Source organism: Streptomyces sp. NPDC047042 (genome assembly GCF_040644035.1).
Classification (GTDB): Bacteria; Actinomycetota; Actinomycetes; order Streptomycetales; family Streptomycetaceae; genus Streptomyces.
The window spans coordinates 73,701-98,541 of the sequence record NZ_JBEYVP010000012.1 but is presented as its reverse complement, the minus strand read 5'-3'; the positions used below and the strand labels follow the sequence as shown (position 1 = coordinate 98,541).

Genomic DNA, 24,841 nt, shown 5'->3' with positions numbered 1-24,841 from the left:
TCTGCGTGGGGGGTGGGGGGAGGAAGTCAGGCTTCGCTGCGGTTGCCGGGTCCGCGGCAGTCGAACGTCTCAGACAGTGAGGTACTGCTCGACGGTGGTCGGCCGGATCGAGGGGTAGCGGTCGTTCGCCAGTGCGTCGAGCTTGCCTTCGCCCGCCAGGTTCGCCCGGAGGTACATCAGCTTGAGGAACTCCAGGAAGTTGCCGGGGCCACCGGCCTGAAGTTCGGTGATGCGGTCGTCGAGGTCCGCCAGCGATCCGAGACGCTCGACGCGCAGCGCCGTACCGGTGGCCTTCTCGTAGGCCGCGACCAGACCACGGAAGTCGACTCGGTCGCCGGCTATAGGAAGGACTCGGCCGATGGAGTTGTCGTCGAGGGCCGCCGCAGCTGTGTAGCGGGCGGTGTCGTCCCAGGTGGTGTAGTCGACCGGCTGTTCGCCGTCGCCCCAGACGTACGCGGTCCGCTCCACCGGGTCGATGATGCGGTGGAAGTCGAACAGCACGTCGCGGGCGAGGAAGCTACCGCAGAGTACGTGAACCACTTCCACCTCGCCGCACTCGGCGTCGGCCAACTCCGCGAACTGGCGGCGCCAGTCGGCTGCCACGATCCGCCCGGGCCGCAGCTTGAACAGGTCCAGAGTGAAGGTCGAGGGAATGAGACGTCGCACGCCTACGGAACGGGCCGCCCGCAGCAGCGCCGCCTGCCCGTCGACGATGACGTCGGGGCCGCCCTGTACTGCCGAGACCACGGTGGTCGCGCCGGCGGTGAACGCGGCCAGCGTGTCGTCGCTGACCGCTCCGAATACTCCTTCCACGATCTGAGCGCCGCGGCTCTCCAGGTCGGCGACCTTGGCCCGGCTCTCAGGCCGCACGAGCAGCCGCAGTTGCGCGTCCGACTGTGCGAGGACTTCGTCGGCGATGAGACCGCCCAGGTGTCCGCTGGCGCCCACAACTGCGATGACTTTGGTGCTCATGGTGTCTCTCCATGTTCGGGATGGCGATGTTCGTCAAAGGCACGCAACACCTGGCAGAAACTTTTAAAATGCTAGGTGCTAGTAAAAACCTAGCAGCTTGTGCGGTGGGTGCGGTAGGTAAACTCCGCCCCATGGCGAAGGCGGAACACCTCGGACACCTCGGACACGACGCATCCAGATGCGAGGCTGCGCTGGGCCGGGCGTTCGGCCTGCTCGGCAAGCGGTGGAACGGTCTGGTCATCGCGATGGTGGGCAGGGGACCGATCGGCTTTGCCGAACTTCGCCGGAGGATCGGTGCGATCAGCGATTCGGTGCTGTCGGACCGGCTCGCCGAACTGGCAGAGGCCGGGTTGGTCGAACGGCGCGTCACCGATACGCGGCCGCCCGGCGTCCAGTACGGCCTCACGCCCGCTGGGGAGGCGCTGCTTCCGATCCTCGAACAGATCGCCGTGTGGGCGGGCGATCACCTTGACTGACGGGTACGGTCGAGGTGACCGGCGACTCGCAACACCACCGCACCTCGCCCCCCTCCGTCTGCTGTGACGAAGCGTCGGTGACTGCCGGTCATAGCGGCGGGTGCTGCCGCCGTCCGCGAGGATGAGCTGCCCTGTGATGAACGCGGCGTCGTCGGAAAAGAGGGACGCCACGACGCCCGAGGCATCGGCCGGCAACGGTTGTCGCGGTCCAGTAGTCCGATGATGTGATGTCTGACGATCAGCTCCGGAGGCTTCCAGGTCCGGCAGGAACGCCATGGAGGCCAGGAAAGCGCCGTCAGCGTCGGCGGCGAACCTGCGACGCCATTCGAAGGCCACGTGCTCGATGTCGGCGTTGTTCACCAAGTTGTCGGTCGCGCCGAGTTCGCAGCGGACACGTGCTGCGAATACGTGGACGCGCCATGGTCCGAGATGTCGACCTTGTTGCTGCCCCCCGTCACGACGGCTTTCTTGCTCGTCAGGTCCAGCCATGGCTTGTCTTTCCTGCCGGCGCTCGAACTGAACCGGGGCGGCGCGCGGCCTCAAAGCGGCGGACAGCCTCGGTTAGGCGATCACTCATGAATGGTGCATGCAGAGATCGCCGCCAGGGATGTTCTGTTCGTCTGATGAACATGTCCATTGAGCGTGACGGGGTCGCTTCCTACCTTGTCGCTGCTCGGCACGGGTCGGTCACCACGCCGAGCGACCTGAATCAGGTTGGTCGCAGAGCCACGCGGAGGCGGTCCGCGCAGGCCCCGGGGCGGTTCGGCAGCGGTGTCGCCGCACGGCCGTACAGAAGCACCCCCAGCAAGGTCCGGCGGTGAACGCCGGTTCCGACAGCAGCGCGCGACGTCGCGCGCAAGGAGTCGTCCATGGTCCAGATCGATTCACCCGCCGAGGCGAGCGGGGAGAGTGGCAGATACACCCTCAGGCCGGGCACCCTGGCCGCGGTGGTGCTCGCCGTGTGCCTCTCGCAGATGGCCCTTTCCGTCCCCTCGCTCATCACCGGGCTGATCCAGCAGGATCTCGCGCCGTCCTCGGCGCAGCTGACGTGGATCGTCGACGCCTTCTTCATTCCCGTCGCCGCGCTGGAACTGGGCTTTGGCGTGTTCGGTGACCTGTTCGGCCGCAGGCGTCTGCTCGTCTGGGGAGCCGCGCTCATCGTCGTGGGCTCGGCTGTCGCTGTCCTGGTGCCGGGTGAGGGGTCCTCGACGGACACCCGGGTGACGATGCTGATCATCGGCCAACTCCTCAGCGGCATCGGGGCCGCGGCCATCTTCCCGACGAGCCTCGCCATGGTGGCGGCTGGCACGCACACCACCGCCACCCGCGCGCGTGGCGTGGCGGTCTGGGCCGCCGCGCTCTCCATCGGCGGCTTCCTCGGACCCCTGCTGGCAGGCGTCGCCGCAAAGATCCACACCGGCTGGGACGGAACCGGGAACTGGCGCTGGGCCTACGTGGGCGTCCTGGTCATCGCCGCGGTCAGCGCGCTGCTGTCGCTGACCCTCGCCCAGAACTCCGCCGCGCCCCAGGGCCGCTCCCTGGACTGGCCCGGGCAGATCACCGCCGCGCTCGGTCTGTTCGCCCTGCTGTACGCGGTGATCCAGGGCCCCGAGAGCGGCTGGGGGAGCCCGCAGATCGTCATCGCGTTCATCGCCGCGGGCGTCTTCCTCGTGCTGTTCGTCTTCGTGGAGGGCCGGGTCGCCCAGCCGCTCCTCCTCCTGAGCGCCTTCAAGAACCGGGCGTTCGCCGTCAACTCGGTGGTCACCCTGGTCGGCATGTTCGGCTTCCTCGCGATCATGTACTCCACCAGCATCCGCCTCACCACCGTCCAGGGATTCAGCCCGCTGAAGAGCTCCATCGCCTACCTCTTCTTCGGAGGCATCGGCCTTGTGCTGCTGCCCCTCACGTCGAAGCTGCTGGAGCGCTACAACCCCCGGTGGGTTCTCTTCGCGGGCCTGGTCCTCATAGGTGTCGGCGGGCTGTGGTTCGCCGGAGTTCCGGCGAGTGACCGAGCGCTGGGTTCCATCGTCGGGCCGCTGATCCTCGCGGGCACCGGCTCGGGACTCGCCTTCGCCGCCATGAGCGCGGTCGCGGTCAACGCGCTGCCCAACCACCTCGCCGGGATGGCGAGCGGCGCCACGAGCACCTTCCGGGACCTCGGGTTCGCCTTCGGCCCCGCGATCGCGGGCGCTGTCGCGCTGGGCCAGGCGGCTAAGGAGATGGCCCGCGAGGTGGCCGGAAATCCCGCCCTGAGCAAGGCGTACGAGGCTTTCCAGGCCGCTCCGGCCCACGCCCCCGCGGAGCAGAGACCGCAGCTGGAGGCCGCCGTGCACGCCGTCGCCTCGGGACCCCTCGGCGCCAACTCGGTTCCGGCGACCGTCACTTCGCCGGACGGTCAGGTCATCCCCTTCAACCCGCTCAAGGACGTCGCGTTCGATGCCCTCAGCAACAGTTACTCCCACGCGTACGTGCTGGGCGGCGTGGCCGCTCTCGTGGCCGCGGCACTCACCCTCGCGAGCGGGCGCGGCGGTCCGGGAGAGACGCATCTCGACGACGACCCGCACACCCTCGACGACTGACCGCTCGACGAACCGGCCGGTGCTCGACCAGGCAGCAGGTCGGCCAGTAACGCCAGGGCGCCCGCCGCGACTCTCCTCCCCGGGAGGAGCCACCGCGGCGGGCGACGCCGTACCCCGCACAACGATCACACGACCCACTCGGACAGGAGTCGGACCATGACCCCCACACAGTCAGCGCCGAGCAGTACGGGCGACCTCCACATGTCGGACACGGTCGCGGAGGCTGAGGCGGCATGGCTCGTCGCGATCACGAAAGGGGACGAGGAGCAGCGCGCGCTCATGCTCCCCGACTGCGTGATCGTGCACGGGCCGGTCGGCAACGTCCACGACCGCGAGCGTTTCCTCACCTACAACGCGTCGATGGGAACCACCCTCGAAGCCGAGACCAGCGAGGTGACGTGCCGGGAGCGAGAGGGGCGGGCCATCGTGACGTGCTTTCAGAAGATGAGCATCCGGCGCGTGCCCGACCTGCCGCCGTTCCTGGTGCAGGCGGTGGCCACCCGGGTGTGGTTCGCCACCGCCGAGGGATGGCGACTCGGCCACATGCAGCTCTCCCGGCGGCAACCCGCGTAATGACACCCCGGTTTCCCCGCCGCGTGCGAGGTCACGACGTACGAATGGGGATGCCCGGCCGCCAGCCGAGGCTCCGGGACAGCCCCAGTCCGCTCGCGACCAGCGAGGGAACGGCCGCCTGCAGTTTGATCGAGCCGGCGGCCACCACGACGGACAGTGCGGCGACGACCTGGCCGCGGCCGTCGACGATGCGTGTCGCGACCGACTCGGCCCCTTCGCTGAGCTCCTCCTTGACGACAACCGTTCCGGTCGAGCGACAGGACGCCAGTTCGCGACGGAGTTCGGCCGGGTCGACGATCGTCCGGGGAGTGAAGCGCCGCAGCCTGCCCGCCAGCACCTCCTCGATGAACTCCGGACCGCTGTGGCTCAGCAGCACCTTGCCGACACCCGAACAGTGCAGCGGCAGATACCCGCCGACCTGCGAGGTGAGCCCGACGGCGTTGACCGCCGACAGACGCTCGATGACCACGGCCTGGTCGCCCTGTAGGACGGCCAGCTGCACATGCTGGCGAAGAGCCGTGTACAGGTCCTCGACGAACGGCTGGGCGGCGCTGCGGAGCGTCTCGGCGCGGGGCGCGAGCGTGCCGAGACGCCACAGCCGCAGGCCGATCGCGAACCGGTTGTCGCTGGTGCGCTCCAGCGCGCCGGCCTCCACGAGTTCGAGGGTGAGGCGCCGCGCGGTGGCGTGCGGAATGCCGGTGCGCCTGACCAGGTCGGCGAGGGTCAGCTCGGTGTGGTCGGGGTCGAAGGCGAACAGCAGGTCCCACAACCGGGAGCTGACGGTCCGGCCGGGCTCGTTCGCGCGAGGCATGGGCCTCTCCTTCATCGTTCCTGAGTCCGGCCAGTCTACCTTTCATGTTCGTTGGATGGATATAGGAGTTCTATCAACGCGCATTCTGCCGGACTCTTGCCCATAGCCAGTCACCACCTCGCTTCGAGGTCCACGGGAGTGAAAGACCATGAGTACTGACAACGGCCCCAAGATCGCGATCCTCGGTGGTGGCATCGGAGGCCTCGCCGCCGCGGCGTTCCTGCGGGACCAGGGCTTCGACAGTGATGTCTACGAGCAGGCGTCAGCCCTGACCGAGGTCGGCGCCGGTCTGGTGATCGCGCCCAACGCCGCCCGTCTGCTGCGACGTCTCGGCGTCCTGGACCGGTTCATCGAGCGCGCGGTCCGGATGGAGATCGGCTGGGAGTTCCGGCGCTGGCAGAACGGCACCGTTCTCTCCGCGGAGAACCTGGAGGAGGGGTGCATACGCCTGTACGGCGAGCACACCTACGCCGCCCACCGCGCCGACCTGCTGGAGGCGCTGAGGTCGGCCGTCCCCGAGCGCTCCATCCACCTCGGCAGACGCTGTGTGTCGGTCGAGTTCGAGGGCGACCAGGCTGTTCTGCGGTTCGAGGACGGCGAGACGGTTCGTCCGGACGTCCTCGTCGGCGCCGACGGGGTCCACTCCCGCGTGCGCGGTGCCATCGTCGGCCCGACTCAGGCGCGGGAGTCGGGCATCTGCGCCTTCCGGGCCCTCGTACCGGCGCACAAGGCACCCGACTTCGCGAAGCGGCGGGCCCAGACCCTCTGGATCGGCCCCGACCATCACCTCGTGCACTACCCGGTCTCCGGCGAGGACTACGTCAACCTCGTCGCCTTCGCGCCGGCCGGCGCCGACAGCGTGGAGTCCTGGACGGCCACTGCGACGGTCCAGGAGCTGCTCGACGAGTTCGCCGGCTGGGACCCCCGGCTGGTGGAGCTGATCAAGTCGGCCGAGACGCCCGGGCGCTGGGCGTTGCTCGACCGTGAGCCCCTCGACCGCTGGAACCGTGGCAACGCCACCCTGCTGGGCGACGCGGCCCACCCCATGTTCCCGTTCTTCGCCCAGGGCGCGGCCCAGGCGATCGAGGACGGCGCCGTTCTGGCCCTGTGCCTCGCGGCGGACCCGGACAACCCGATCGCGGCCCTGACCCGCTACGAGGAACTGCGCCGGCGCCGCACGGCCCTCGTCCAGGAGGTCTCGCACGGAAGGTCGCACATCAACCACTTGCCGGACGGCCCCGAGCAGCAGGCACGCGACCTTCGGTACTCGCAGGCCGACCCGCTCAGGGAGAACGGCTGGATCTACGAGTACGACCCGGAGGTCGCCGTCTCATGAAGATCACTGCGGCGGTTTCGCGAGAGAGCCGGACCGTCCCCGAACTGGAGCAGGTCGAACTCGGTGAACCGAGGCCGGACGAGGTTCTGGTGCGCGTCGTGGCGACCGGCATCTGCCACACCGACATCAATGCGCACAACGGCCGTGGGGTTCCCGTTCCACGCCCGATCGTGCTCGGACACGAGGGTGCGGGGGTCGTGGCGGCGGTCGGGGCCGGCGTGACGCGCCTCGTCCCTGGTGACCACGTGGTGCTCTCCGGCAACTCCTGCGGTGCGTGTCCCCGCTGTCTCGACGCGCGGCCCACCTACTGCCGGGAGGCGATGCGGGTCGCCTTCGGCGGCGCGCGACTCGACGGCAGCTCACCGATCACCCAGGATGGTGACCGGATCGCGGCGATGTTCTTCGGCCAGTCCTCCTTCGCGACGTACGCGCTGGCACCCGCACGGAGCGCGGTCCTCCTGCCGAAGGACGTCCCGCTGCACCTGATGGGACCGCTCGGCTGCGGTGTCATCACGGGGGCGGGTTCGGTCCTGGAGTCCTTCCGGCTCCGCCCCGGACAGTCGATCGCGGTGTTCGGCACCGGAGGCGTGGGGCTCGCCGCCATCATGGCGGCCCGTCTCGCGGGCGCCCGGCACATCGTCGCCGTCGACATCAACCGGCCCCGGCTCGACCTCGCCCGCGAGCTGGGAGCGACGGACACCGTGCTGGGCGGCGCAGGTGCCGTACAGGCACTGCGGGACATCGACCCGGACGGCTTCGACTTCGCGTACGTCACCGCGGACGCACCGTCCGTCTACAGGACCGCGACGACGTGCCTCGCTGTCGAAGGCACCCTCGGCTACGTGGCGGCACCCGCAGGCGAATGGATTCCGGACACCGGCTTTCTCCTCGCCGGGGGCCGCAGGCTCCAAGGGATCATCGGAGGCTCGGCCAACCCCCACGTGCTGATCCCCCAACTCGTCGAGTACTGGCGGGCGGGCCGGTTCCCCTTCGACCGGATGATCGAGGAGTTCCCGTTCAGCGATTTCGCCCGCGCGTGGACGGAGACCGGGTCCGGACGGGTGATCAAGGCCGTGCTCAGGATGTCCGAAATCTGAGATCACTTCGGCCAACAGCCTGGTCGACGGGGTCACGCCCGGGCGATGACGATCAAGACATTGGCCGTCCAACGAACACAGCCATTGTCGTACCCCACGACCCCACCCAGACTGCGGCACGGGCGGCCCGAGATGCGGCCCGGCCTCAACGCCCCCTTGTCGAAACCCCTAGTACGTCCAGAGAGGCGGACCATCGCATGGCAACCGCAACCGGTAGTGGGCTCGTCGTCAGAACCTTGCGGCGAGCCGGGGTCGACGTGGCCTTCGGTCTGCCCGGAGCGCACATCGACGGCATCCTCCAGGACGCCCTGGACGCCAAGCTGCGGGTCGTCGACGTACGGCACGAGATGAACGCCGGCCACGCGGCCGAGGGATACGCACGGGTCACCGGACAGTTGGGCGTCGCCGTCGTCACTGCCGGGGGCGGCTTCACCAACGTCCTGACCTCGGTCGCCAACGCCCACCTGGACCGGACCCCCGTCCTCTACATCGCGGGATCGGCCCCGCTGGAGATGGACGAGGTCAACGACCAGCAGGCCGGGTTCGACCAGGTCGCCATGGCGGCCCCGGTGACCAAGTTCGCGCACCGCGTCACCCGTATCGAGCTGATCCCGCGACTGGTCGCCCAGGCGATCCGTATCGCGCAGTCGGAGCCCAAGGGCCCGGTGCTCCTGGACATTCCCTGGGACGTCCTGCGCCAGTCGGTGGACGTCGACGATGTCGACGACCACCGCGTCGAGGTCGACGGCATCGGCGTATCCCCCGCCGGTGCCGTCGACCGCATCATCGAGGCGCTCAGCACCGCCCGGCGCCCGATCGCGCTGGTCGGAAAGTCCTTCGTCACCGCCGAGGCGCGGGCACAGTTGCACGATTTCGCCGCCCGTACCGGAGTGCCCCTCTTCTCCGACTGGGAGGGCCTCGGGGCGATCGCCGGCTCCGCACAGCACGTCGGCCTCCTCCAGACCCTGGCCACCGTCCCCGAGGACGAGCGCCCCGACCTGGTCCTGATGCTCGGGCTGCGCTTCGGCATGGCCACCCAGTTCGGCACCGGCAGACTCCTCCCGAAGAGCGCGCGGATCTTCCAGATCGACCCGGACGGCCGTGAGCTCGGCCGTCTGCAGGACGTCGAACTCGGCGTCCAGGCCGACCCGGTCGGCACGATCGGCCTGCTGAACGAGCGCCTGGGCGACAGCCCCGTTCCGTCGGGGCGCGAGGACCGGCTCACGGCCCTGCGGGACATCTCCACCACCCGGCGCTCCGCGCTCGCCGACGAGACCGAGCAGCACGAGGACGCCGCGATCCACCCCTACCTCGCGGTCCGTACGATCGCCGAGAGCGTTCCCGACCAGGCCACGGTGGTCGTCGACGGTGCTCTGACCGAGCTGTGGCTCTCCGAGACGATCGCGCTCGCGCCGCTGGCCCACTACCTCGGCCACGGCTACCTCAGTGCGATGGGCAGCAACTTCGGTGTGGCGCTGGGGGCGCAGTACGCGCATCCCGACAAGGCGACGATCCTCGTCACCGGAGACGGTGCTGTCGGCTACAGCCTCGCCGAGTTCGACTCCCTCGTCCGGGCGGGGCTCCCGGTCGTCGTGATCGTGCTGAACAACCGGGCCTGGGGCGCCACCCTGCACACCCAGCAGTTCTTCTTCGGACAGGACCGCGTCACCAACAACCGCCTGGAGAACGGCTCCTACAGCGGTGTGGCCCGGGCCCTCGGCGCGGACGGCGTCGACGTCACCGACCTGGACCAGCTGCGCCCCGCGATCGAGGCGGCCCTCGCGGCCCGCCGGCCGACCTGCATCGACGTACGCGTGAGTCTCGCGCCCATTCCTCCGGAGGAGCGTGTCCTCAACGGCGGCGCTCCGTTCGGCGGCGTCGAGATCGACGCGTGAACCGCCACTCCTGACCCCCATGAAGGAGGAATCATGAACGCCACGACTGACACCGAGTCCCGCGACCCCGCCGTCGGGGACCGGCGCCGGCGGTTCCTCGGGAAGACCTGCCTCGTCACCGGCGGCAGCAGAGGACTGGGCCTGGCAGCCGCCCGGGCCTTCGCGCGGGAGGGCGCGCGCGTGGTCGTCATCGCGCGGGACCCGGACCAACTGAAGGTCGCGAGCGGTCTCATCGGCGACGGCACGATCACCGTCGCGGCCGACCTCTCCTCGGTGGCCGGCATCAAGGCGGCGCTCGCCGAGGTCGCCGCGGAGGTCGACCACGTGGACGCCGCCTACATCAACGCGGGGCACGCCGGCATGAAGCGCCTCGACGACATGGACGAAGCCACCTGGGACAGGGTGTTCGACACCAACGTCAAGGGCTCGTTCTTCCTCATGCAGGGCCTGAAGCCCTTGCTCGCATCCGGCGGGGCCGTCGTCTTCTGCGGCTCGGCGGCCGGCCGAAGGGCCAGCGCGGGAACCGCCGCCTACGGAGCCAGCAAGGCCGCACTGGAGCACCTGACGCGCATTCTCGCCGCCGAGGTCGTCGCCGACGGTATCCGCGTCAACATCGTCATTCCGGCCGGCATGAACACCGACATCGCCTCCCGTACGACGGGTCTGGCGCCCGGGGGAGCGGACGCCTTCCGGGAGCGGATCAGGCTCAGCACTCCCATGCTCCGCGAGGGTGAACCGGACGAACTCGCCGACGCCGTACTCTTCCTGGCCTCGTCCGAAGCCGGCTACATCACCGGTGCCTCCCTCGTGGTGGACGGCGGCATCACCAGCTTCATCCGCCCGTCGGCCTAGAGAGGACCACCACCGTGGAGTTCCCCTTCGGCCAACCGACCGACGCCGTCGTCCAGTTCGCGTACGCCGTCCCCGACCTCACCACCGCGATGCGCTGGTGGACCGGCCAACTCGGCGTCGGCCCCTGGTTCGTGAACCAGAGGATCGGCGGCGAGGGTTCCACCTACCGCGGCGAGCCCGGGAAGGCCGAGTTCGCCCTCGCGCTCGCCTTCTCGGGGCACATGATGATCGAGCTCGTCCAGACCCTCGACGACGAGCCTTCCATCTACAAGGACGCCTACGAACGCCACGGTTACGGCTTCCACCATGTCGCCAAGGTCGTGCCGGACGTCAAGGCGGAGGTCGTACAGCGCGAGGCGAGTGGGGCGGTGGTGCGTTTCCACGATGTGGCCCCGGGCGGCGACGTCTTCTTCCTGGACGGTGGTGAAGATGCCCCGGGGATGATCGAGCTGGTCCAGGACAACGAGATGACACGGCAGATGTTCACAGCTGTCTGGCGGGCATCGGTCGACTGGGACGGGTCGCGACCCGTCCGGGACTTCGCGGAGTTGCTGCCGGACTGACCATGCTGCCATCACGAAGGAGGGGCGGTCCGGTCGGACCGCCCCTCCTTCGTGATGTCCGGGGTCTCGCGGTCACACACCCGTGGGCGCGAGAACGATGTCGAAGCGCACCCGGCTCCACGTGCCGTCGATGCCACGGCCGTCGGGTGTCGGTGTGCCGGCGGGCTGCCGCTCGAATCGCTTGATCAGGGAGTCCTTCACGCCGAACACGGTGTCCTTGAAGCCGATCGGGTCACCCTCGGGAAAGATGTGCGTCACCAGCGTGCGCGCGCCCTCGTGGGAGACCATGAAGTGCAGGTGGGCGGCGCGCAGCGGCGAACGGCCGACCGCGTCGAGCATCTTGCCGACGGGCCCGTCATCGGGGATCGGGTACGGCGTCGGCGTCAGGCCCCAGAAGCGGTACGTGCCGTCGGCCGCCGAGAACAGATGCGCCCGGCCTGCGCGCTTTCCGGCGTCGTACTGCACGTCGTACAGCCCGTCCTCGTCGGCCTCCCAGACCTCGATCCGCGCGCCGGAGAGCGGGGTGCCGTCGGTGTCGGTGACGGTGCCCTCGACCCAGCAGGGCTCGCCGGGGGCGCCGAAGGCCACGTCCTCGCCGAGTTCGATCCGTGGGGCGTCCTCGACGAAGAACGGTCCGAACACGGTCGCCTCCGTGGCGCCCTTGTAGGCCTGGTTGTTGACGTTGATCGTCTGCATGCTCGCGCCGAGGGTGTCGGACAGCAGGATGAACTCCTGCCGTACGTCGTCGGTGATGTGGCCGGCCCGGGTGAGGAACCCGATCGCCTGTCCCCACTCGTCCTCGGTCAGCCGGACCTCACGGATGAAGGAGTGCAGGTGCTTGACCAGACCGACCATGAGTTCCTTCAGCCGTGCGTCGTCGCAGGCGTCGAAGGAGGCGACGACATTGTCCACCAGCCGCTGCTCGACCGCCTGTTGGTCCGGCGACACCTCGCGGTGGATCGTGCCGGCGTCGTCGGTCCGGGTCGAGTCGGGGTTGACGTAGGTAGCCATGATGGCCTCTTTCAGCTGATCGGTTCGCCTGCCCACGCCGCCCGCAGCAGCAGGGTCAGGTTGGCGTGGGTGACGGGAGTGGGGTTGTTGGCCGGGATCGCCTTGATGATCGGCTCCAGTGCTTTGGCGATGCCGTCCTCGGGCATGCCGTAGTCGCGCAGCGCCTTCGGTGCGTCCAGGGCCCGGCGCAGGGCGGCCAGGCCGCCGTTCGCCGTCCGGGTGCGGAAGACCGTGCCGAGGGCCTGGGCGATCCGAGCCTCCGCCTCCGGGGCGTGCGGGGCGTTGAAGGCCAGTACGTAAGGCAGGACCACCGCGTGGGTCTGGGCGTGGGGGAGGTTGAACATGCCGCCGAGGACGTGGCAGATCTTGTGGTGCATACCGGAGCCGGCCGAGGCGAAGGAAACGGCGGAGAGGTAGGCGCCGTACAACGTCTGCTCGATGCCCTGGACGCTCGTCGAGTCCACCGCGACCGCGGGCAGGCCGGTCGCCAGTGCGCGGATGCCCTCCTGGGCCAGTGCCCGGTCGATCGGGTCGGCGCGCGGTCCCCACATCGAGTCGACGCAGTGGGCCATCGCGTTCAGGCCGCTGGCCACGGTCATGTCGCCGGGCAGTGTGGTCAGCAGGGCGGCGTCGTACACCACCGAGGCGGGCAGCACTTTGTCGTCCACACCGGTGGTCTTGGTCTCGCCCTCGGTCAGGCCCCACACGTTGGTCGCCTCGGAGCCCGCGTAGGTGGTGGGAACCGCGACGATCGGCAGACCGGTGGTCATCGCCACGGCCTTGGCCAGGCCCGTGGTCGAGCCGCCCCCGACGCTGACCAGGATGTCCGCGCCGGCGTCCGCCGCGGCCCGACGGGCTCGCTCCGCGACCTCCACCGGTACGTGCATCACGACCTCCTCGTGACGCAGGACGACCGCGATCTCCTTGTCGATCGGGTCGGCCAGTTCCTTCTCGCGGTCCGACGCGATCAACATGACCCTGGTACCGCCGAGTGCCTCGACCTCCGCCGCCACGGCGGCAGGCGATCCCCCCGCTGCGAACACGACCCGTTGGGGAAGGGTCTCGTGGGTGAACCGCATCAGGCTTCCGTCAGCCACTGCTTGCCTTCCGAGTAGAGCTGCTCGACCGCCGGGCCGGTGAGGCCGGGGAGTCCTTGCTTGACCATGAAACCCGCCTTGGTCTGCAGGTAGGCCAGGTGCCGGTAGCCGGTCGGGAACCGGTTGAGGAGGTCGGGGTCGAGCGTGAGTGAGGCAGCGGGGTCGACGACGTCGAGCCGGTCCTTCTCGTAGATCGGCTGTCGGCGTACGAGGGTCCAGTGCCCCTGGTGGCGTGAGAGGAAGTCGTAGAAGCGGCCGGTGCAGACGACGTCGACCTCCACGTCGTCGATTGCGGCGCGCTGGTTGATGGTCATCTTGGTCTGGGCGATGGCCCGGTCGCCGCTGATGTCCGCGGTGTGACCGCCGAGGAAATGGAGAATGCTGACTCCGTTCTCGAAGCCCTCACGACTGGCTTCGACGAAGTCGGTGGCGCTGCCCTGGAACCAGGTGGCGCTCATCCAGCCGTCGCGAGGGTGCCACACCGTGGCGAAGCGGTCCCAGTCGCCGGCGTCGCGCCACAGCGCCCAGTTCTCGACGAGCTGCCGGATCTCGTGGCGGTCCTTGTCGCTCTGCGACATCGCTGACTCCTTGGAGGGGTGGAGATCCCCGGTACAGGGGTCTCGTCAGAGAGACCGGAAGAACTCCTCCAGTTCCCGGTCGAGTTGTCGGGAGGCTTGCGTCTCCAGGGCGTCCGCCAGCCATGCGGCTCCCACCGAGGGGCTGAAAGCCGCGGCGAGGAACCACATCCGGGGGAGCGGAGGTTGCGGGTGGGGCGCACGGCAGTCATGCGTGCCCCACCCGCGGCCTCGTGTCATCAGATGGGGTAGTGGCGGGATCCGGACTGGATGGTGATCCAGCGCAATTCGGTGAACTCCTCCAGCGCGGCGCGGGAGCCGAAGCGGCCCCAGCCGCTGGCGCCGACGCCACCGAACGGCATCTGTGGCTCGTCGTGCACGGTGGCACCGTTGATGTGGCAGATGCCGGACCTGATCCGGCGGGCCACGTCGAGCGCCGCCGCCGCGTCCCTGCCGAAGACCGCGGCGGATAGGCCGTACTCGGTGTCGTTGGCGACCGCGACGGCTTCGTCGGTCGAGTCCACCTCGATGATCGAGACGACCGGGCCGAAGGACTCCTCGCTGTAGATACGCATGTCCGGCGTGACACCGCGCAGCACGGTGGGCTTCACGAACAGACCGTCGGCCGTGCCCCCGGTCAGGACCTGGGCACCCTTGTCACGGGCGTCCTCGATCAGCGCGACGACGTGGTCGCGGGCGGCGGCGTGGACCAGCGGGCCGATCTGTGAGCCGGGGTCGCTCGGGGGCCCGACGACCAGCTTGGCGGCACGCTCGGCCAGTCGGGAGGAGAGTTCGTCGGCGACACTCCTGTTGACGATGACGCGCTCGGTGGACATGCAGATCTCGCCCTGGTTCATGAAGGCGCCGAAACTGGCCGCGGCGGCGGCCTCCTCCAGATCGGCGTCGGGAAGCACCAGGAAGGGTGCCTTGCCGCCGAGTTCGAGGACCACGCGGGTCAGGTGGCGACCGCCGAGTTCGCCGATGACACGGCCCACCTTGCTGGATCCGGTGAAGTTCACGCGGGTCACGGCGGGGTGGGCGATCAGCGCCTCGACGACGGCCGGGCCGTCCTGGGGCGCGTTGCTGATGAGGTTGACCGCTCCGGCGGGCACGCCGGCGTCGTGCAGCACCTGGACGATGGCGGCCTGGGTGAGCGGTGTCTGCTCGGAGGACTTCAGTACCACGGTGTTGCCCCACACCAGCGGCCACACGATGGCGCGCACGCCGAGGATCAGCGGGGCGTTCCACGGTGCGATGCCGACGACGACACCGACCGGCTGACGTACGCCGAGGGCGGTGAGGCCGGGTACGTCCGAGGGGATGACCTCGCCGATGGCCGCGTAGGCCTGGGCCGCCGCCTCGACCAGCATGCCCTTGGCGACGTGCACGTTGAAGCCGCACCAGGGCAGGGTGGCGCCCATTTCGCGGCTCATGGTGGCGACGATGTCGTCGGTGCGTTCGCCGAGCAGGGTGGCCGCCCGCTCCAGTACCGACCGACGGGCGGCGGGCGGAAGGCCCGACCACTCCGCGAGGGCGCCGGCTGCGGCGTCCACCGCGAGGTTGACGTCCTCGACGGAGGCCGCGGCGACCCGTGCGATCGGTTCGCCGGTCAGGGCCTCGGTCGTCTCGTAGTAGCGGCCGTCCCGGGCCGCGACGCGCTCGCCCGCGATGAGGAGGTCGCTGGTCCGGACCGCGCCGGACGGGGGCGCCTCGATCTCAGTGGCTGACATGTGTTGCCTCATCTCCACGACAGCGGCTCACTGCCGCACGAAAACTGCATGTCGAACTCTCTTCGGCCGACGGCCTGCCCCGAACCCTCTTGTCCGTTCATCGAACAGCGGCGTGAGGACACGGCCGCCCGCCGTGCGGGATGTCAGACCGGCGGCATGCGCTTGGCCTGGTGCATGTGTGCCAGGCGCCAGCCCTCGGCGGTCTCCTCCCACACGCGTGTCACGGCCTCCTGCACCGGGAACGGCGGGAGGTTCTCGTCGAAGACGATGTGCATCTCCTGGAGACACGTGGTGATCGCGGTGTTGCCGCGCACGGTGATGCTGAGCTCCTCGGCCCTCGCGAAGACGTGGCGTCGGCGAGTCCAGGTGAAGTGGGCGAAAGTCTTTGCATCGTCGATCTTCCCCACGGGGCCGTGGACCGCCCGGCTGTCGTCGAGCATGAGGGCGGTCATCGCCTCCTCGCCCTCGGTGAGTGCCACCAGCCAGGCGGCCTCCGCCTGCTCGACCGCCTGAACCGCCTTGCTGGGCATGGTGGATGGGCTGGATGTGGTGGATGCGGTCGTCACAGGTCCAACTCCAGAATCGGTGAGAGTGCTCGGGACGAGCACGTGGTGAACATGCCGTTGGCGCGTTCACGGTCGGTCAAGATGTCGTCGCGGTGGTCGGGCTCTCCCGCCAGCACGCGCACGATGCACTCGCCGCAGATCCCCTGCCGGCAGGAGTAGGGGGCGTCGACGCCCTCCGCGAGCAGGACGTCGAGGACGCTCTCGCCGTCCTTGATCTCGTACTCGCCGCCGGATTTGGCGAGCCGCACCGTGAACGCGCCGCCCTGCGTGTGCGCTTCGGCGTCCTGCACGGGTGCGAAGCGTTCCTTGTAGATCGCTTCGGCGGGCCATCCCGCTCCCTGCGCGGAGGAGATCACGAAGTCCATGAAGCCTCCGGGCCCGCACACGTAGACCGCCGTGTCCGGGTCGGGCAGGCCGAGGTCGCCGGCGCTGAAGCGCTGGTCGTCCGGGCCGTCGTCGAAGTGCAGCCGTACCCGGGGGTTGCGCTCCAACTCGTCGACGAACGCCGCGTCCGCACGACCGCGGGCGCAGTAGTGCAACTCGTACTCGGCGCCCGTGACCTGAAGCACGTGCGTCATGGCCAGCAGGGGAGTGACACCGATACCGCCCGCCACCAGCAGATGGCGACGGGCCCGGTCCGAGACTCCGAACCTGTTGCGCGGACGCGAGATCCGCAGCCGGTCACCCGCGCGGAGCCGGTGCATCCCGAGGGAGCCGCCGCGCGACGCCGTCTCGGCCAGCACGGCCAGCTGGTACCGGGTGCGGTCGTGCGGCGGCCCGCACAGCGAATACTGGCGGACCAGTCCGGCGCAGCCCTCACCGTCCAGGAGGACGTCGACATGGGCGCCGGCGGCGAACTCCGGGAGCTCGGCTCCGTCGGGACTGATCAGGTCGAGCACCACGATCCGCGCGGTCGCGTCGCGCCGGGCGATCACGATGGTGTCGAGCCACTCGTTGCTCATGGTGCTCGCTCAGATTCCAGCCGTGGCGTTGGCGTCGGCGTCGTTCGCCGGGCGTTTGCCGAGGGTGAACAGGCCTGACTGGTGGCGGTGGACCTCGGACGTGTCACGGACGATGTTGATCGGGTCGCGCCCGGCCTCGACGTCGTCGACCATCGTGAGCAGCATGCGGCGCAGCATGACGACACCGCGGTCTCCGGTGACCAGGGTCTCCTCGGAGTCCAGGGTGATCGCTCCCTGCGAGCCCTGGGCCTCCGCGTCACCGGGAAACAGGTGGCGCTCCTCGTCTGTCAGCTCGTGGTTCTGCTTGCCGTTCTGCGTGATGCCGATCACGAAGCGGATCATGCGCTCGGGATCGTTCGTGCGGATCGAGAAGAAGAGCCGGTGGCTGGTGTCGTCCGAGGGCACGACCCACAGCAGCTGGTCCTGCCGGTCCGGGGTCATCCGTACGTAGTCCGGCAGGCCGAAGACGTTGGGCAGGTGCTGCTCGACCGCGAAGCCGAACTCGGTTGCCCCGCCGTCCTCGCCCTCGACCTCGAACCGCTGGACGTACTTCACGCCGTGGTCGGTGCGCTCGTACGAGACACGCTCGGCGATGGTGGCCGGGTCGAAGAAGCTCTCGGGGTAGCCGAAGGTGCCGGTGCCCAGCATCTGGTACCCGCTGTGCGAGGAGTGCAGCCAGGTGACGTGCGTCGGGTCGGCGCCGTTCTCGTACATGTTGAGCCAGCTGAAGTCCCCCGGCATACCGAGGACCGCCGCGTGCGGGACCGGCCAGCTCGCGAAGTACCTCTCGTCGTCCTCGAGGTTCTCCAGCACGTCGTAGCGGGGGAGTTCGGGCTTGAGGTCGGGCGGTCCCATGTAGACGAAGACCAGGCCGTAGCGCTCCTCGACGGGGTACCAGGGCTGACGGGCCGCGTCGCGCCTGCGCCCCAGGCTCGGCTCGCACGCCTGCTCGATACAGCGGCCCTGGACGTCGAACTTCCAGCCGTGGTAGCAGCAGCGGATGCCGTCGTCCTCGACGCGGCCGTAGAAGAGGCTGGCGCCACGGTGGGTGCAGCGCTCGATCACGACACCGGGGTTGCCCTGTCCGTCCCGGAAGACGACCAGGTCCTCGCCCAGGACGCGGGTCTTCTGCGGCAGGGCGCCGGCGACGAGCGTCTCCGAGCTGGCGACGGGGTGCCAGTAGCGGCGCAGTGCCTCGCCCATGGGCGTACCGGGCCCGACCTCACGCAGCCGGGCGTTGTACGAGGGCTTCGGGCGGCCGTAGGCCGTGCCGGTGTCGATCTCTGAAGTGGTGGTCATCGTGCTGTCTCCCGTGCGGCTCGGGCGCACAACGCGTAGCGCGTGCAGGGGTGTGGCGGCTCACCTGCGAGGGCACCGTCGTGTGCGGTCCTCGAATAGGATTGTGGATTCACATTCGCATTACGTCTCGTGGACGTCAAGAGCCGTGTTCGCGAGTGGGCCGGGCAGGCATGCCGCCGGGGCGGATGCCGACCGTGTATAGGCTGGGACGGTGAGTACCGAACCGTCACTCGATCTGCCGCCGGCGCAGCAGGCCCGCAGTCGGCTGACCCAGCAGCGGATCCTGGAGGCGGGTACGGCCCTCCTCGAACAGGGCGGTACCGAGGCGCTCACCGTCGCGGCCGTCGCCTCTCGGGCGGGCGTCTCGGTGGGCAGCGTCTACCGGCGGTTCGGTGACAAGGACCGCCTGATCGCGGCTCTGCAGCACGACATGATCGAGGAGTTCCGCGCCGACATCATCCGCCGCTTCACCCCGCTGAGTACGGACCCGGTTGCGCTGGTCACCTCGGCGGTCACCGGGCTCACCGAGACCTATCAGGCGCACGAGCGGCTGATGCGCGTCTTCCTGGCCGCGGGCGCGACCGATCCCGGGGTGGCCCGGGTCGGCTCGGAGGCCGCCATCGATGCCGACCGGGTCTTCCGCCGGTTCCTGGAGCCGATCGTCCCGATGGTCGACGCGCCGGAGCCGGAGCGACGCCTGGACGTCGTCTACCGCCTGATCTACGGGACCTGCCAGAACCGTGTGCTGTACGGCGATCTCTTCGAGTCCGACCGGCCGCTGACGTGGCGTCAGCTCACGGAAGAGCTGGTGAACGTCGCCTGCCTGTACCTGCTCGGCAGGCCGGCGCCGTGAGTCGTGATCCGATGTGAATGCGAGCCCCGCTTCACATTTATGGCTGGCGGCGACATACTGGGCTTCCGCCACGGAAGACGGCCGCTCGACCATGCGGTCGCCAGGGAAGGAACCGCTCCATGCGAGAGCCGCTCAGCTACGAGATCGCCCACGGCGCCGCACTCGCCGCTCTGGAAGCAGGCAGGGCGGAGGGGCACAAGGTATGCGCTGTCGTGGTCAACCGAAGCGGCGTCACCAAGGTTCTGCTCAGTGACGACGGCGTCGGCCTGCTCGGTGTGGAGACCGCGCGACGCAAGGCCTACACCTCGGCAGTGAGCGGTGTCCCGACCGCCAAGTTCGCGGCCTTCGCCGCGTCCCCGCAGATGCGGGTGGCGCCTCCCCACCTGGTCGATGCCAACCTTCTGCCGGTCGCCGGCGGCGTGCCGATCGTGACGGCCGACGGCGAGGTCATCGGCGCCATCGGGGTGGGCGGGGCGGACGACACCACGGACGACCGCATTGCGAACCAGGCTCGTGACTCCGTGGCGAAGATCGTCGCGTAGGCCCTGTTCCTGGTGAGCCAGGGGCAACCTGGGGGCGTCGCCGGAGTACAGAGGTCCCTGGTTCTCAGATCACCGCACGGATGATTCCCACGGTACGCGCCAGGAGCGGCTCAGTGCGGTCGGCTCGGTGGGCGACGGCCGGCTCCACGTGTGCGTCGGCCCCTGCCGGGAGAAGGTAGGCGACGTCGTCGAGCGCCAACGCGGTCACAGGTTCGGGTACGACGGCGACGCCGAGCCCGCCGGCCATGAGCGTGACCAGCGTTGATGTCTCGCCGACCTCGTGGCGGATGCGCGGCTCGACGCCGACGTCGCGCAGGAGGAACGGGCTGCATCAGTCGCGTCCACACGGACCACGGCGTCTTCGACGTCGGCCCCGAGGGTGTACGGATCCGCGAGACGTACGGCGTCAGCGCCGGCGAACTCGCAGAGCGCCTCGGCATCACGCTGCCTTGGCGTTTTCCGCGTAGCCGGGTACCTGCCTATGGCCTCGGCGCCTCCCCTGTAAGGGCGGCGCCGAGGCCATCGACGAGTCGGCGCTACTTTCCGCTGGTGATTTCGACGTACGTGGTGCCGGTGACCGGGCGGTGGTCGTAGGTGCCGGCGACCTTGGCGCTGCCTTCATAGCCGGGGCCCGGGACCAGCAGTTCCTGGTCCTCGGCGTAGACCTCGACGTTCAGCTTGGCGTGCTCGCCGGGGATGGTGACCTTCCAACGCGTGGGGTAGCTCTTGCCGCTGGCCGGGCTGGTCCAGCGGGTGGACTCGTCTGGCGTGAGGGTCGCCTCGGTGAGGGTCTGGGTGCCGTCGGGCTTCAGGATGGTCGCGAAGTTGTTCTTCTTGCCGTCGTACTGCTGGTTCCAGACGCTGACCTTGTCGCCGTTGGACAGGTTGAGGTTCATCCAGGACCAGGAGGCGCGACCCGTGGTGAGATCCGGCAGAGGTCCCCACTGGCGGTCCAGCCAGGACTGCCCGCGGACCTTCTCGGCGCGGCCGTTGAGGGTCAGGGTCCCGGAGGTGTCCACCGTGGGCAGGGCGTACTCGTAGTTCGAGTACTTCGCGTCACCGAACATGGGGAAGTATCCCGTCCCCAGGTTGTAGAGAACGTTTCCGCGAGGGCGCAGCGTGACGTCGATGGTCCCCTCGGGGACCTTGGCGCGCAGCTTCATCTCCTTGGCATCGCCGGTCCAGGTGACGTTGTCGGTGTGGATGTCCACCCCCTGCTTGTCGGACAGACCTGTTCCGAGGGGGAGGGGGGTCTCCGACTTCGTGTACCAGCCCGTCTCCTCGTTAATCACCGACACCTTCGAGATGGCGCTGCCCTGCGTGCCGAAGTTGGCGTTGAGGTAGTGGACCAGGAAGCCGTACCGGTGGCCCCCCGCGGTCACGTGCGCGGTCAGGTACCAGGACTGGTTGGGCTGGTCGGGGTCGTAGGTGAGGCCCGCAGCAGGATCGACGAGGGTCGGGATGCTGGTCTGGGACAGCCCCTTCTGGGCGGCGATGGGGTGCGCCGCGGTCGAGTCGGCGGTCGTCGCGGTGGCTGTCCCTCCCGCGGCGAGGGTGATCGAGGCGATGAGCGCGGAGGCGACAGTGGCCGCACCGACGGTGGTCTTACGCATGATGGCTCCTTGTGCCGTTCCCTGAACTGGCGCGATCCGTTGTGTACGAAACGGTTTCGTACTATCCGAGGTCGCGATGCCGGGTTGAGGGAAATCTGCGTGGTGGGCAAATGGATGCTCCGCCCGGCGGTGCGGGCGGCTTCGTGCGGGCCCTCCGTGAGTGACCCGGATTAAATCCAACACCTGTAGGATTACCCCTTGCTCGCTCCGTGTCAAGCGAGGTCCCGGCGGGAACCTCGGTGTCGGATCCGGGGAGGTTGCTGACCCATTGACGGTGCTCAAGCGTGAAGATCGGGACGGCTACGCTGGTCCGACTGGCGGGCACGCGCCCGTACAGCCGACTGAGGAGGATGCTTGGGAGACCAGCCGAGTACCACCCGACGCCCGGGCCGTCCCAGGGCGGATTCCACCGGCGTGCCGGCCGAGCGGGACGTCCTGCTCCGGGGCCTGGAGGCGTTCGCGACGCTCGGATACGACCGGGCGTCGGCGCGGGAACTCGCCCGCCGTCTCGGGGTCGGCCCCACCTTCATCAACGACCGCTACGGCTCCAAGGCGGCCTACTGGCGAGCCGTGGTGGACGCAGCGCTCGGGGCTCAACTCGAGGGCATGGTGCCGCCCGTCCCCGGGAGTGACGACGAGGACGTGGTGCGGCAGTTCGTCATGGAGTTCTACCGCGTCAGCGTCGGTCGGCCGTACCTCGCCATGCTGATGGCGGACGAGTCCGCACAGGACACCGAGCGGCTGGACTACCTCTACCAGCGTTACATCGAGCCGACGCTCGCCCTCGTCGTGCCCAGCATCGAGAGGCTGATGGCCTCCGGTGGCATGGCGCGGGTCCCACTGGACGTTGTGGTCTTCGCCATCATCGCTCCCGTGTCAGGGCTGGTCCAGGAACCTCTCGCCCGGCGCCTGGGGCGCCCGGAACACATGCAGCAGGCGGACCGCCACGCCAGGGCGGAGGCCCTGGCCGGACTGGTGGTGGACGGCCTGCTGGCAGCAAGACGCCACTGACCCACTGGGCACGAGGCGGGGAACCGTGGGTGGGGCAATCGGTGAGCTGATCGCCCCGGCGCACCTTGTGCCGACGTCGTCGTCCGCCCTGGTCGGTCCGTTGTTCCCGCCGCGGACTGATGCGCGGGGCGGGTTCGCTCCTGTCAGCTCGGTGCTCCGCTCGAACGTCAGCCACGCGCGAGCCGCTCAGGACAAGGGGAAGTCGTGCGTCGGCAGGCCCGTGGCGCTCCGGGGCTACGACGCGCTGTTCTGATCGATATCCGTACGCAGTGCCTTGTCGGCACCCAAGGTGTCGAACTTCCGGACGTGATCGGGCAGCAGTCGACGAGGAGCAGAAACGTGCTGTTCGGAGCAGTCAGGGGATCCGGCTCCCACGTTGTCACCGATTCCTGCGGCCGCGGCCGCAGGGTCACCGAAGTCGCCGGACGGGACATCCGCCGGGCCTCGCAACGGACTGTTCGACGTCGCCCTCGGACCGAGCAGTGACATCGCCGTGCCCTTCGGCGTCATGATCTTCACTGCGTTCATGTCACGGGCCCCTTCGACGCGGGCTGGGCCCGCTCGTTCAACGAAGTCCGCTCGAAGCACACCACGACCCCGATCCAGGGCCCGAGTTTCTCGGCCTGGGTCAATGAATGGATCACGCTTGCGTGATGGGTCCCGGTGGACATGGTGTGCGTGCGCCGGCGGCGGTGGGCGAAATCCACTGGTCTCCGATAGGGCATAGGCGTGACATAGGCGTCGTCGGGACTGTCCGGTCCGGACAGTCCCGCACCGGTCTGGTGATGATTGGCAGTGCTATGGGCGACTCGCCTCAAAGGGTTGGAGTCCCCGCTTTCCGGGAGTGTCTGTGCACCCTGGGGAAACGCGGAGAGGAGATCATGAACGTCCGAAGCCCCCTGCGCAGGCTTGCACTGGTGCCCGAGCCGTATTCCGGTGAGTCGCTGCTGAGCTGGGTGGACGCGCTCGCGCGACTCAACCAGGTTTCCCGACTCACGGCACTGCGGATGACGGGCATGGCCAATGGCTCTTCGGTGTCGGACGCTTTCGGCCACCACGTCAGCGACGCCGTCGTCCGATCCGTCTGGCTCACCACTGGGCTGACGGAGGAGCAGGTGCGGGGTATAACGCTTGCTCGCTACGCAGGAGGGGCTCTGGATCCGCTGCCACAGCCTGACGCGGAAGGGCAGGACGCCCTGGCCGGCTGGAGATATTGGCAACGAATGGTGTTGCGCCAGCGTTCCAACGTCTGCCCGGTATGTCTGAGGGAGAACGGCGCCCGATGGCTCCTCAAATGGCGGCTGGTTTGGTCCTTCGCGTGCGTGGAGCATCAGCGTTACCTGATCTCGGAATGCCGGGGTTGTGACGCCGGACTTCATCCCCCGCGGCCTGGGACTCCGCAGTCCTGGATCTGTCCGGGACCCGCTCCGGGCTGGGGGCGCTCCAAGCCGAGTAGGCCTTGCGGCCGTGACATCCGCCGAATGCCTGCAAAGCCGGTCCATGACCTTCGGCTTCTCGACTGCCAGCAGCGGATCGACCGCCTTCTGGAGGGTTCGGAAGATCTGACGCAGGCACAGATTCACGAGCTTTTCGGAGCGTTGTACCGCTCGATGCAGGATGCGTGGGATGCGGAGCGGCCGGTGCGCCTTCCTCATACCGACAAGGTCGTTCACCAGGCGTGGGACAGTGACCACGCACCCGACGGCTTCCGCTGGCAGCCTCGGCCATTGATCGTGGCCGCCGCCCTGAAAGTCGCAACCGAGGCCGGGCTCGGCTCGACGGACAGCGGGGCGGCAGAACAGGTGAAGGTCCGGCCGAACTGGGGCCCTCCCCAGCCAAGACTCCCGCTACGCCATGGCGAATTCCAACTGCCGGCGAACCGCTTCGGCGGATACTGCCACCACCCTGGCTGCGGGACCTGGGTTCCGGCGGGGCACGGCGCGACAGTGAACGACGCGTCCGACGGAGGCACGCACTGTCCACAGCACGCGGATCAGTTCACCGTCCGGGCACGTTCGCGGGAACGCTCCGGGCCGATCACGAGCACCGACCCACGACTACGATTCCTCGACGCCCGGCTCCGTGATGAGGAACAGCGCCTCCAAAAGGGAAACCACGAACTGCGAGTGCTGGGGATCGAATCCCAACGGCTGATCCTGGACGCCTGCGCGGACACCGATCCACGAACCATTGAGGGGAAGGCGCTGAGGTACGCCGTACGGTGCCTGCTGTTGCCCTACTCCGCCCACCCGGACTTTCGACCAGCGTGGCTGCCACGACAGGGTGAGAGCCCCGCGAACCCCATCGTGGAGTACACGGCCGGCAGGACGAGCGGAGACATGGTGGACCGTAGCTGACCAGGAGCGAGTCTGGCGGCTCGGTGTCGTCCCGATTCCCTTCGCCGGGGAGTCGTTCCTCAGCTGGGTCG

Annotated in this window: 25 protein-coding genes; 12 read left to right on the top strand and 13 right to left on the bottom strand. The window is 69.0% G+C overall.

Annotated elements, in window-relative coordinates; translation table 11 throughout:
- Positions 1-69 precede the first annotated feature (69 nt).
- Positions 70-972: an NmrA family NAD(P)-binding protein gene (locus tag ABZ855_RS16075; RefSeq protein WP_360807098.1), complete on the bottom strand. Its 903-nt coding sequence runs from the start codon at positions 970-972 to the stop codon at positions 70-72.
- A 131-nt stretch (positions 973-1,103) separates the two neighbouring features.
- Here ABZ855_RS16075 and ABZ855_RS16070 point away from each other — a divergent pair, with 131 nt between their 5' ends.
- The 3 genes from ABZ855_RS16070 to ABZ855_RS16060 all read left to right on the top strand — a co-directional run bounded on the left by ABZ855_RS16070 (position 1,104) and on the right by ABZ855_RS16060 (position 4,600).
- A complete protein-coding gene (locus ABZ855_RS16070) occupies positions 1,104-1,448 on the top strand; it encodes a helix-turn-helix domain-containing protein (RefSeq protein WP_010356437.1) in 345 nt (114 codons plus the stop codon).
- 869 nt (positions 1,449-2,317) lie between these two features.
- Positions 2,318-4,027, top strand: coding sequence for an MFS transporter (locus ABZ855_RS16065; protein WP_360807096.1), 1,710 nt, complete (start codon positions 2,318-2,320; stop codon positions 4,025-4,027).
- Between the two features lie 156 nt (positions 4,028-4,183).
- On the top strand, positions 4,184-4,600 hold the full coding sequence (locus ABZ855_RS16060; protein WP_360807094.1) for a nuclear transport factor 2 family protein: 417 nt from the start codon (positions 4,184-4,186) through the stop codon (positions 4,598-4,600).
- Positions 4,601-4,631: 31 nt separating this feature from the next.
- Here the strand turns inward: ABZ855_RS16060 and ABZ855_RS16055 are convergent, their stop codons facing one another.
- Complete coding sequence (locus ABZ855_RS16055; RefSeq protein WP_360807092.1) at positions 4,632-5,411, bottom strand: IclR family transcriptional regulator; 780 nt, start codon at positions 5,409-5,411, stop codon at positions 4,632-4,634.
- Between the two features lie 148 nt (positions 5,412-5,559).
- Between ABZ855_RS16055 and ABZ855_RS16050 the strand changes: the two genes are divergently transcribed.
- The 5 genes from ABZ855_RS16050 (at position 5,560) to ABZ855_RS16030 (ending at position 11,154) form a co-directional block, all read left to right on the top strand.
- Entirely contained in the window at positions 5,560-6,747 is a 1,188-nt protein-coding gene (locus ABZ855_RS16050) for an FAD-dependent monooxygenase (RefSeq protein WP_360807090.1), read from the top strand.
- Positions 6,744-7,844, top strand: a complete 1,101-nt coding sequence (locus ABZ855_RS16045) for an NAD(P)-dependent alcohol dehydrogenase (protein ID WP_360807088.1) — start codon at positions 6,744-6,746, stop codon at positions 7,842-7,844. The genes ABZ855_RS16050 and ABZ855_RS16045 overlap by 4 nt, the downstream gene beginning before the upstream one ends.
- Positions 7,845-8,041: 197 nt before the next feature.
- Positions 8,042-9,739, top strand: coding sequence for a thiamine pyrophosphate-binding protein (locus ABZ855_RS16040; protein WP_360807086.1), 1,698 nt, complete (start codon positions 8,042-8,044; stop codon positions 9,737-9,739).
- A 33-nt stretch (positions 9,740-9,772) separates the two neighbouring features.
- Entirely contained in the window at positions 9,773-10,591 is an 819-nt protein-coding gene (locus ABZ855_RS16035) for an SDR family oxidoreductase (RefSeq protein WP_360807084.1), read from the top strand.
- Between the two features lie 14 nt (positions 10,592-10,605).
- Positions 10,606-11,154, top strand: coding sequence for a VOC family protein (locus ABZ855_RS16030; RefSeq protein ID WP_360807083.1), 549 nt, complete (start codon positions 10,606-10,608; stop codon positions 11,152-11,154).
- 72 nt (positions 11,155-11,226) lie between these two features.
- Here ABZ855_RS16030 and ABZ855_RS16025 read toward each other — a convergent pair whose 3' ends face one another.
- From ABZ855_RS16025 to ABZ855_RS15990, 8 genes are all read right to left on the bottom strand, one after another.
- Complete coding sequence (locus ABZ855_RS16025) at positions 11,227-12,165, bottom strand: dioxygenase (RefSeq protein ID WP_360807081.1); 939 nt, start codon at positions 12,163-12,165, stop codon at positions 11,227-11,229.
- A gap of 11 nt (positions 12,166-12,176) precedes the next feature.
- Positions 12,177-13,244: a maleylacetate reductase gene (locus ABZ855_RS16020; RefSeq protein WP_360807321.1), complete on the bottom strand. Its 1,068-nt coding sequence runs from the start codon at positions 13,242-13,244 to the stop codon at positions 12,177-12,179.
- Positions 13,244-13,840 (bottom strand): nuclear transport factor 2 family protein, encoded by a 597-nt coding sequence (locus ABZ855_RS16015; RefSeq protein ID WP_360807079.1) that lies wholly within the window; start codon positions 13,838-13,840, stop codon positions 13,244-13,246. Before ABZ855_RS16015 ends, ABZ855_RS16020 begins: the two co-directional genes overlap by 1 nt.
- A gap of 45 nt (positions 13,841-13,885) precedes the next feature.
- Positions 13,886-14,008 (bottom strand): hypothetical protein, encoded by a 123-nt coding sequence (locus ABZ855_RS16010; RefSeq protein ID WP_360807077.1) that lies wholly within the window; start codon positions 14,006-14,008, stop codon positions 13,886-13,888.
- Between the two features lie 68 nt (positions 14,009-14,076).
- Complete coding sequence (locus ABZ855_RS16005; protein WP_360807075.1) at positions 14,077-15,567, bottom strand: aldehyde dehydrogenase; 1,491 nt, start codon at positions 15,565-15,567, stop codon at positions 14,077-14,079.
- A gap of 143 nt (positions 15,568-15,710) precedes the next feature.
- Positions 15,711-16,097 (bottom strand): nuclear transport factor 2 family protein, encoded by a 387-nt coding sequence (locus ABZ855_RS16000; protein WP_360807073.1) that lies wholly within the window; start codon positions 16,095-16,097, stop codon positions 15,711-15,713.
- A 32-nt stretch (positions 16,098-16,129) separates the two neighbouring features.
- Entirely contained in the window at positions 16,130-17,095 is a 966-nt protein-coding gene (locus ABZ855_RS15995) for a PDR/VanB family oxidoreductase (protein ID WP_360807071.1), read from the bottom strand.
- A 9-nt stretch (positions 17,096-17,104) separates the two neighbouring features.
- Positions 17,105-18,394: a Rieske 2Fe-2S domain-containing protein gene (locus ABZ855_RS15990; protein ID WP_360807069.1), complete on the bottom strand. Its 1,290-nt coding sequence runs from the start codon at positions 18,392-18,394 to the stop codon at positions 17,105-17,107.
- Between the two features lie 211 nt (positions 18,395-18,605).
- Here ABZ855_RS15990 and ABZ855_RS15985 point away from each other — a divergent pair, with 211 nt between their 5' ends.
- Together ABZ855_RS15985 and ABZ855_RS15980 are read left to right on the top strand one after the other, a co-directional pair.
- The gene (locus ABZ855_RS15985) at positions 18,606-19,247 is read left to right on the top strand and encodes a TetR/AcrR family transcriptional regulator (RefSeq protein WP_360807067.1); all 642 of its coding nucleotides are present in this window, start codon (positions 18,606-18,608) and stop codon (positions 19,245-19,247) included.
- A gap of 119 nt (positions 19,248-19,366) precedes the next feature.
- Positions 19,367-19,789 carry a heme-binding protein gene (locus ABZ855_RS15980; RefSeq protein WP_010356455.1) on the top strand — a complete coding sequence of 141 codons (423 nt, stop codon included), beginning with the start codon at positions 19,367-19,369 and terminating at the stop codon, positions 19,787-19,789.
- A gap of 64 nt (positions 19,790-19,853) precedes the next feature.
- On the opposite strand, the gene ABZ855_RS15975 is transcribed toward ABZ855_RS15980, so the two are convergent.
- Together ABZ855_RS15975 and ABZ855_RS15970 are read right to left on the bottom strand one after the other, a co-directional pair.
- Positions 19,854-20,105, bottom strand: a complete 252-nt coding sequence (locus tag ABZ855_RS15975) for a LysR substrate-binding domain-containing protein (protein WP_360807319.1) — start codon at positions 20,103-20,105, stop codon at positions 19,854-19,856.
- A 220-nt stretch (positions 20,106-20,325) separates the two neighbouring features.
- Entirely contained in the window at positions 20,326-21,402 is a 1,077-nt protein-coding gene (locus ABZ855_RS15970) for a lipocalin family protein (protein WP_360807064.1), read from the bottom strand.
- A 354-nt stretch (positions 21,403-21,756) separates the two neighbouring features.
- Between ABZ855_RS15970 and ABZ855_RS15965 the strand changes: the two genes are divergently transcribed.
- On the top strand, positions 21,757-22,413 hold the full coding sequence (locus ABZ855_RS15965) for a TetR/AcrR family transcriptional regulator (RefSeq protein WP_360807062.1): 657 nt from the start codon (positions 21,757-21,759) through the stop codon (positions 22,411-22,413).
- A gap of 234 nt (positions 22,414-22,647) precedes the next feature.
- Here the strand turns inward: ABZ855_RS15965 and ABZ855_RS15960 are convergent, their stop codons facing one another.
- The gene (locus ABZ855_RS15960; protein ID WP_360807060.1) at positions 22,648-22,941 is read right to left on the bottom strand and encodes a hypothetical protein; all 294 of its coding nucleotides are present in this window, start codon (positions 22,939-22,941) and stop codon (positions 22,648-22,650) included.
- A 353-nt stretch (positions 22,942-23,294) separates the two neighbouring features.
- Here ABZ855_RS15960 and ABZ855_RS15955 point away from each other — a divergent pair, with 353 nt between their 5' ends.
- Positions 23,295-24,770 carry a DUF6221 family protein gene (locus ABZ855_RS15955; RefSeq protein ID WP_360807058.1) on the top strand — a complete coding sequence of 492 codons (1,476 nt, stop codon included), beginning with the start codon at positions 23,295-23,297 and terminating at the stop codon, positions 24,768-24,770.
- Positions 24,771-24,841 lie beyond the last annotated feature (71 nt).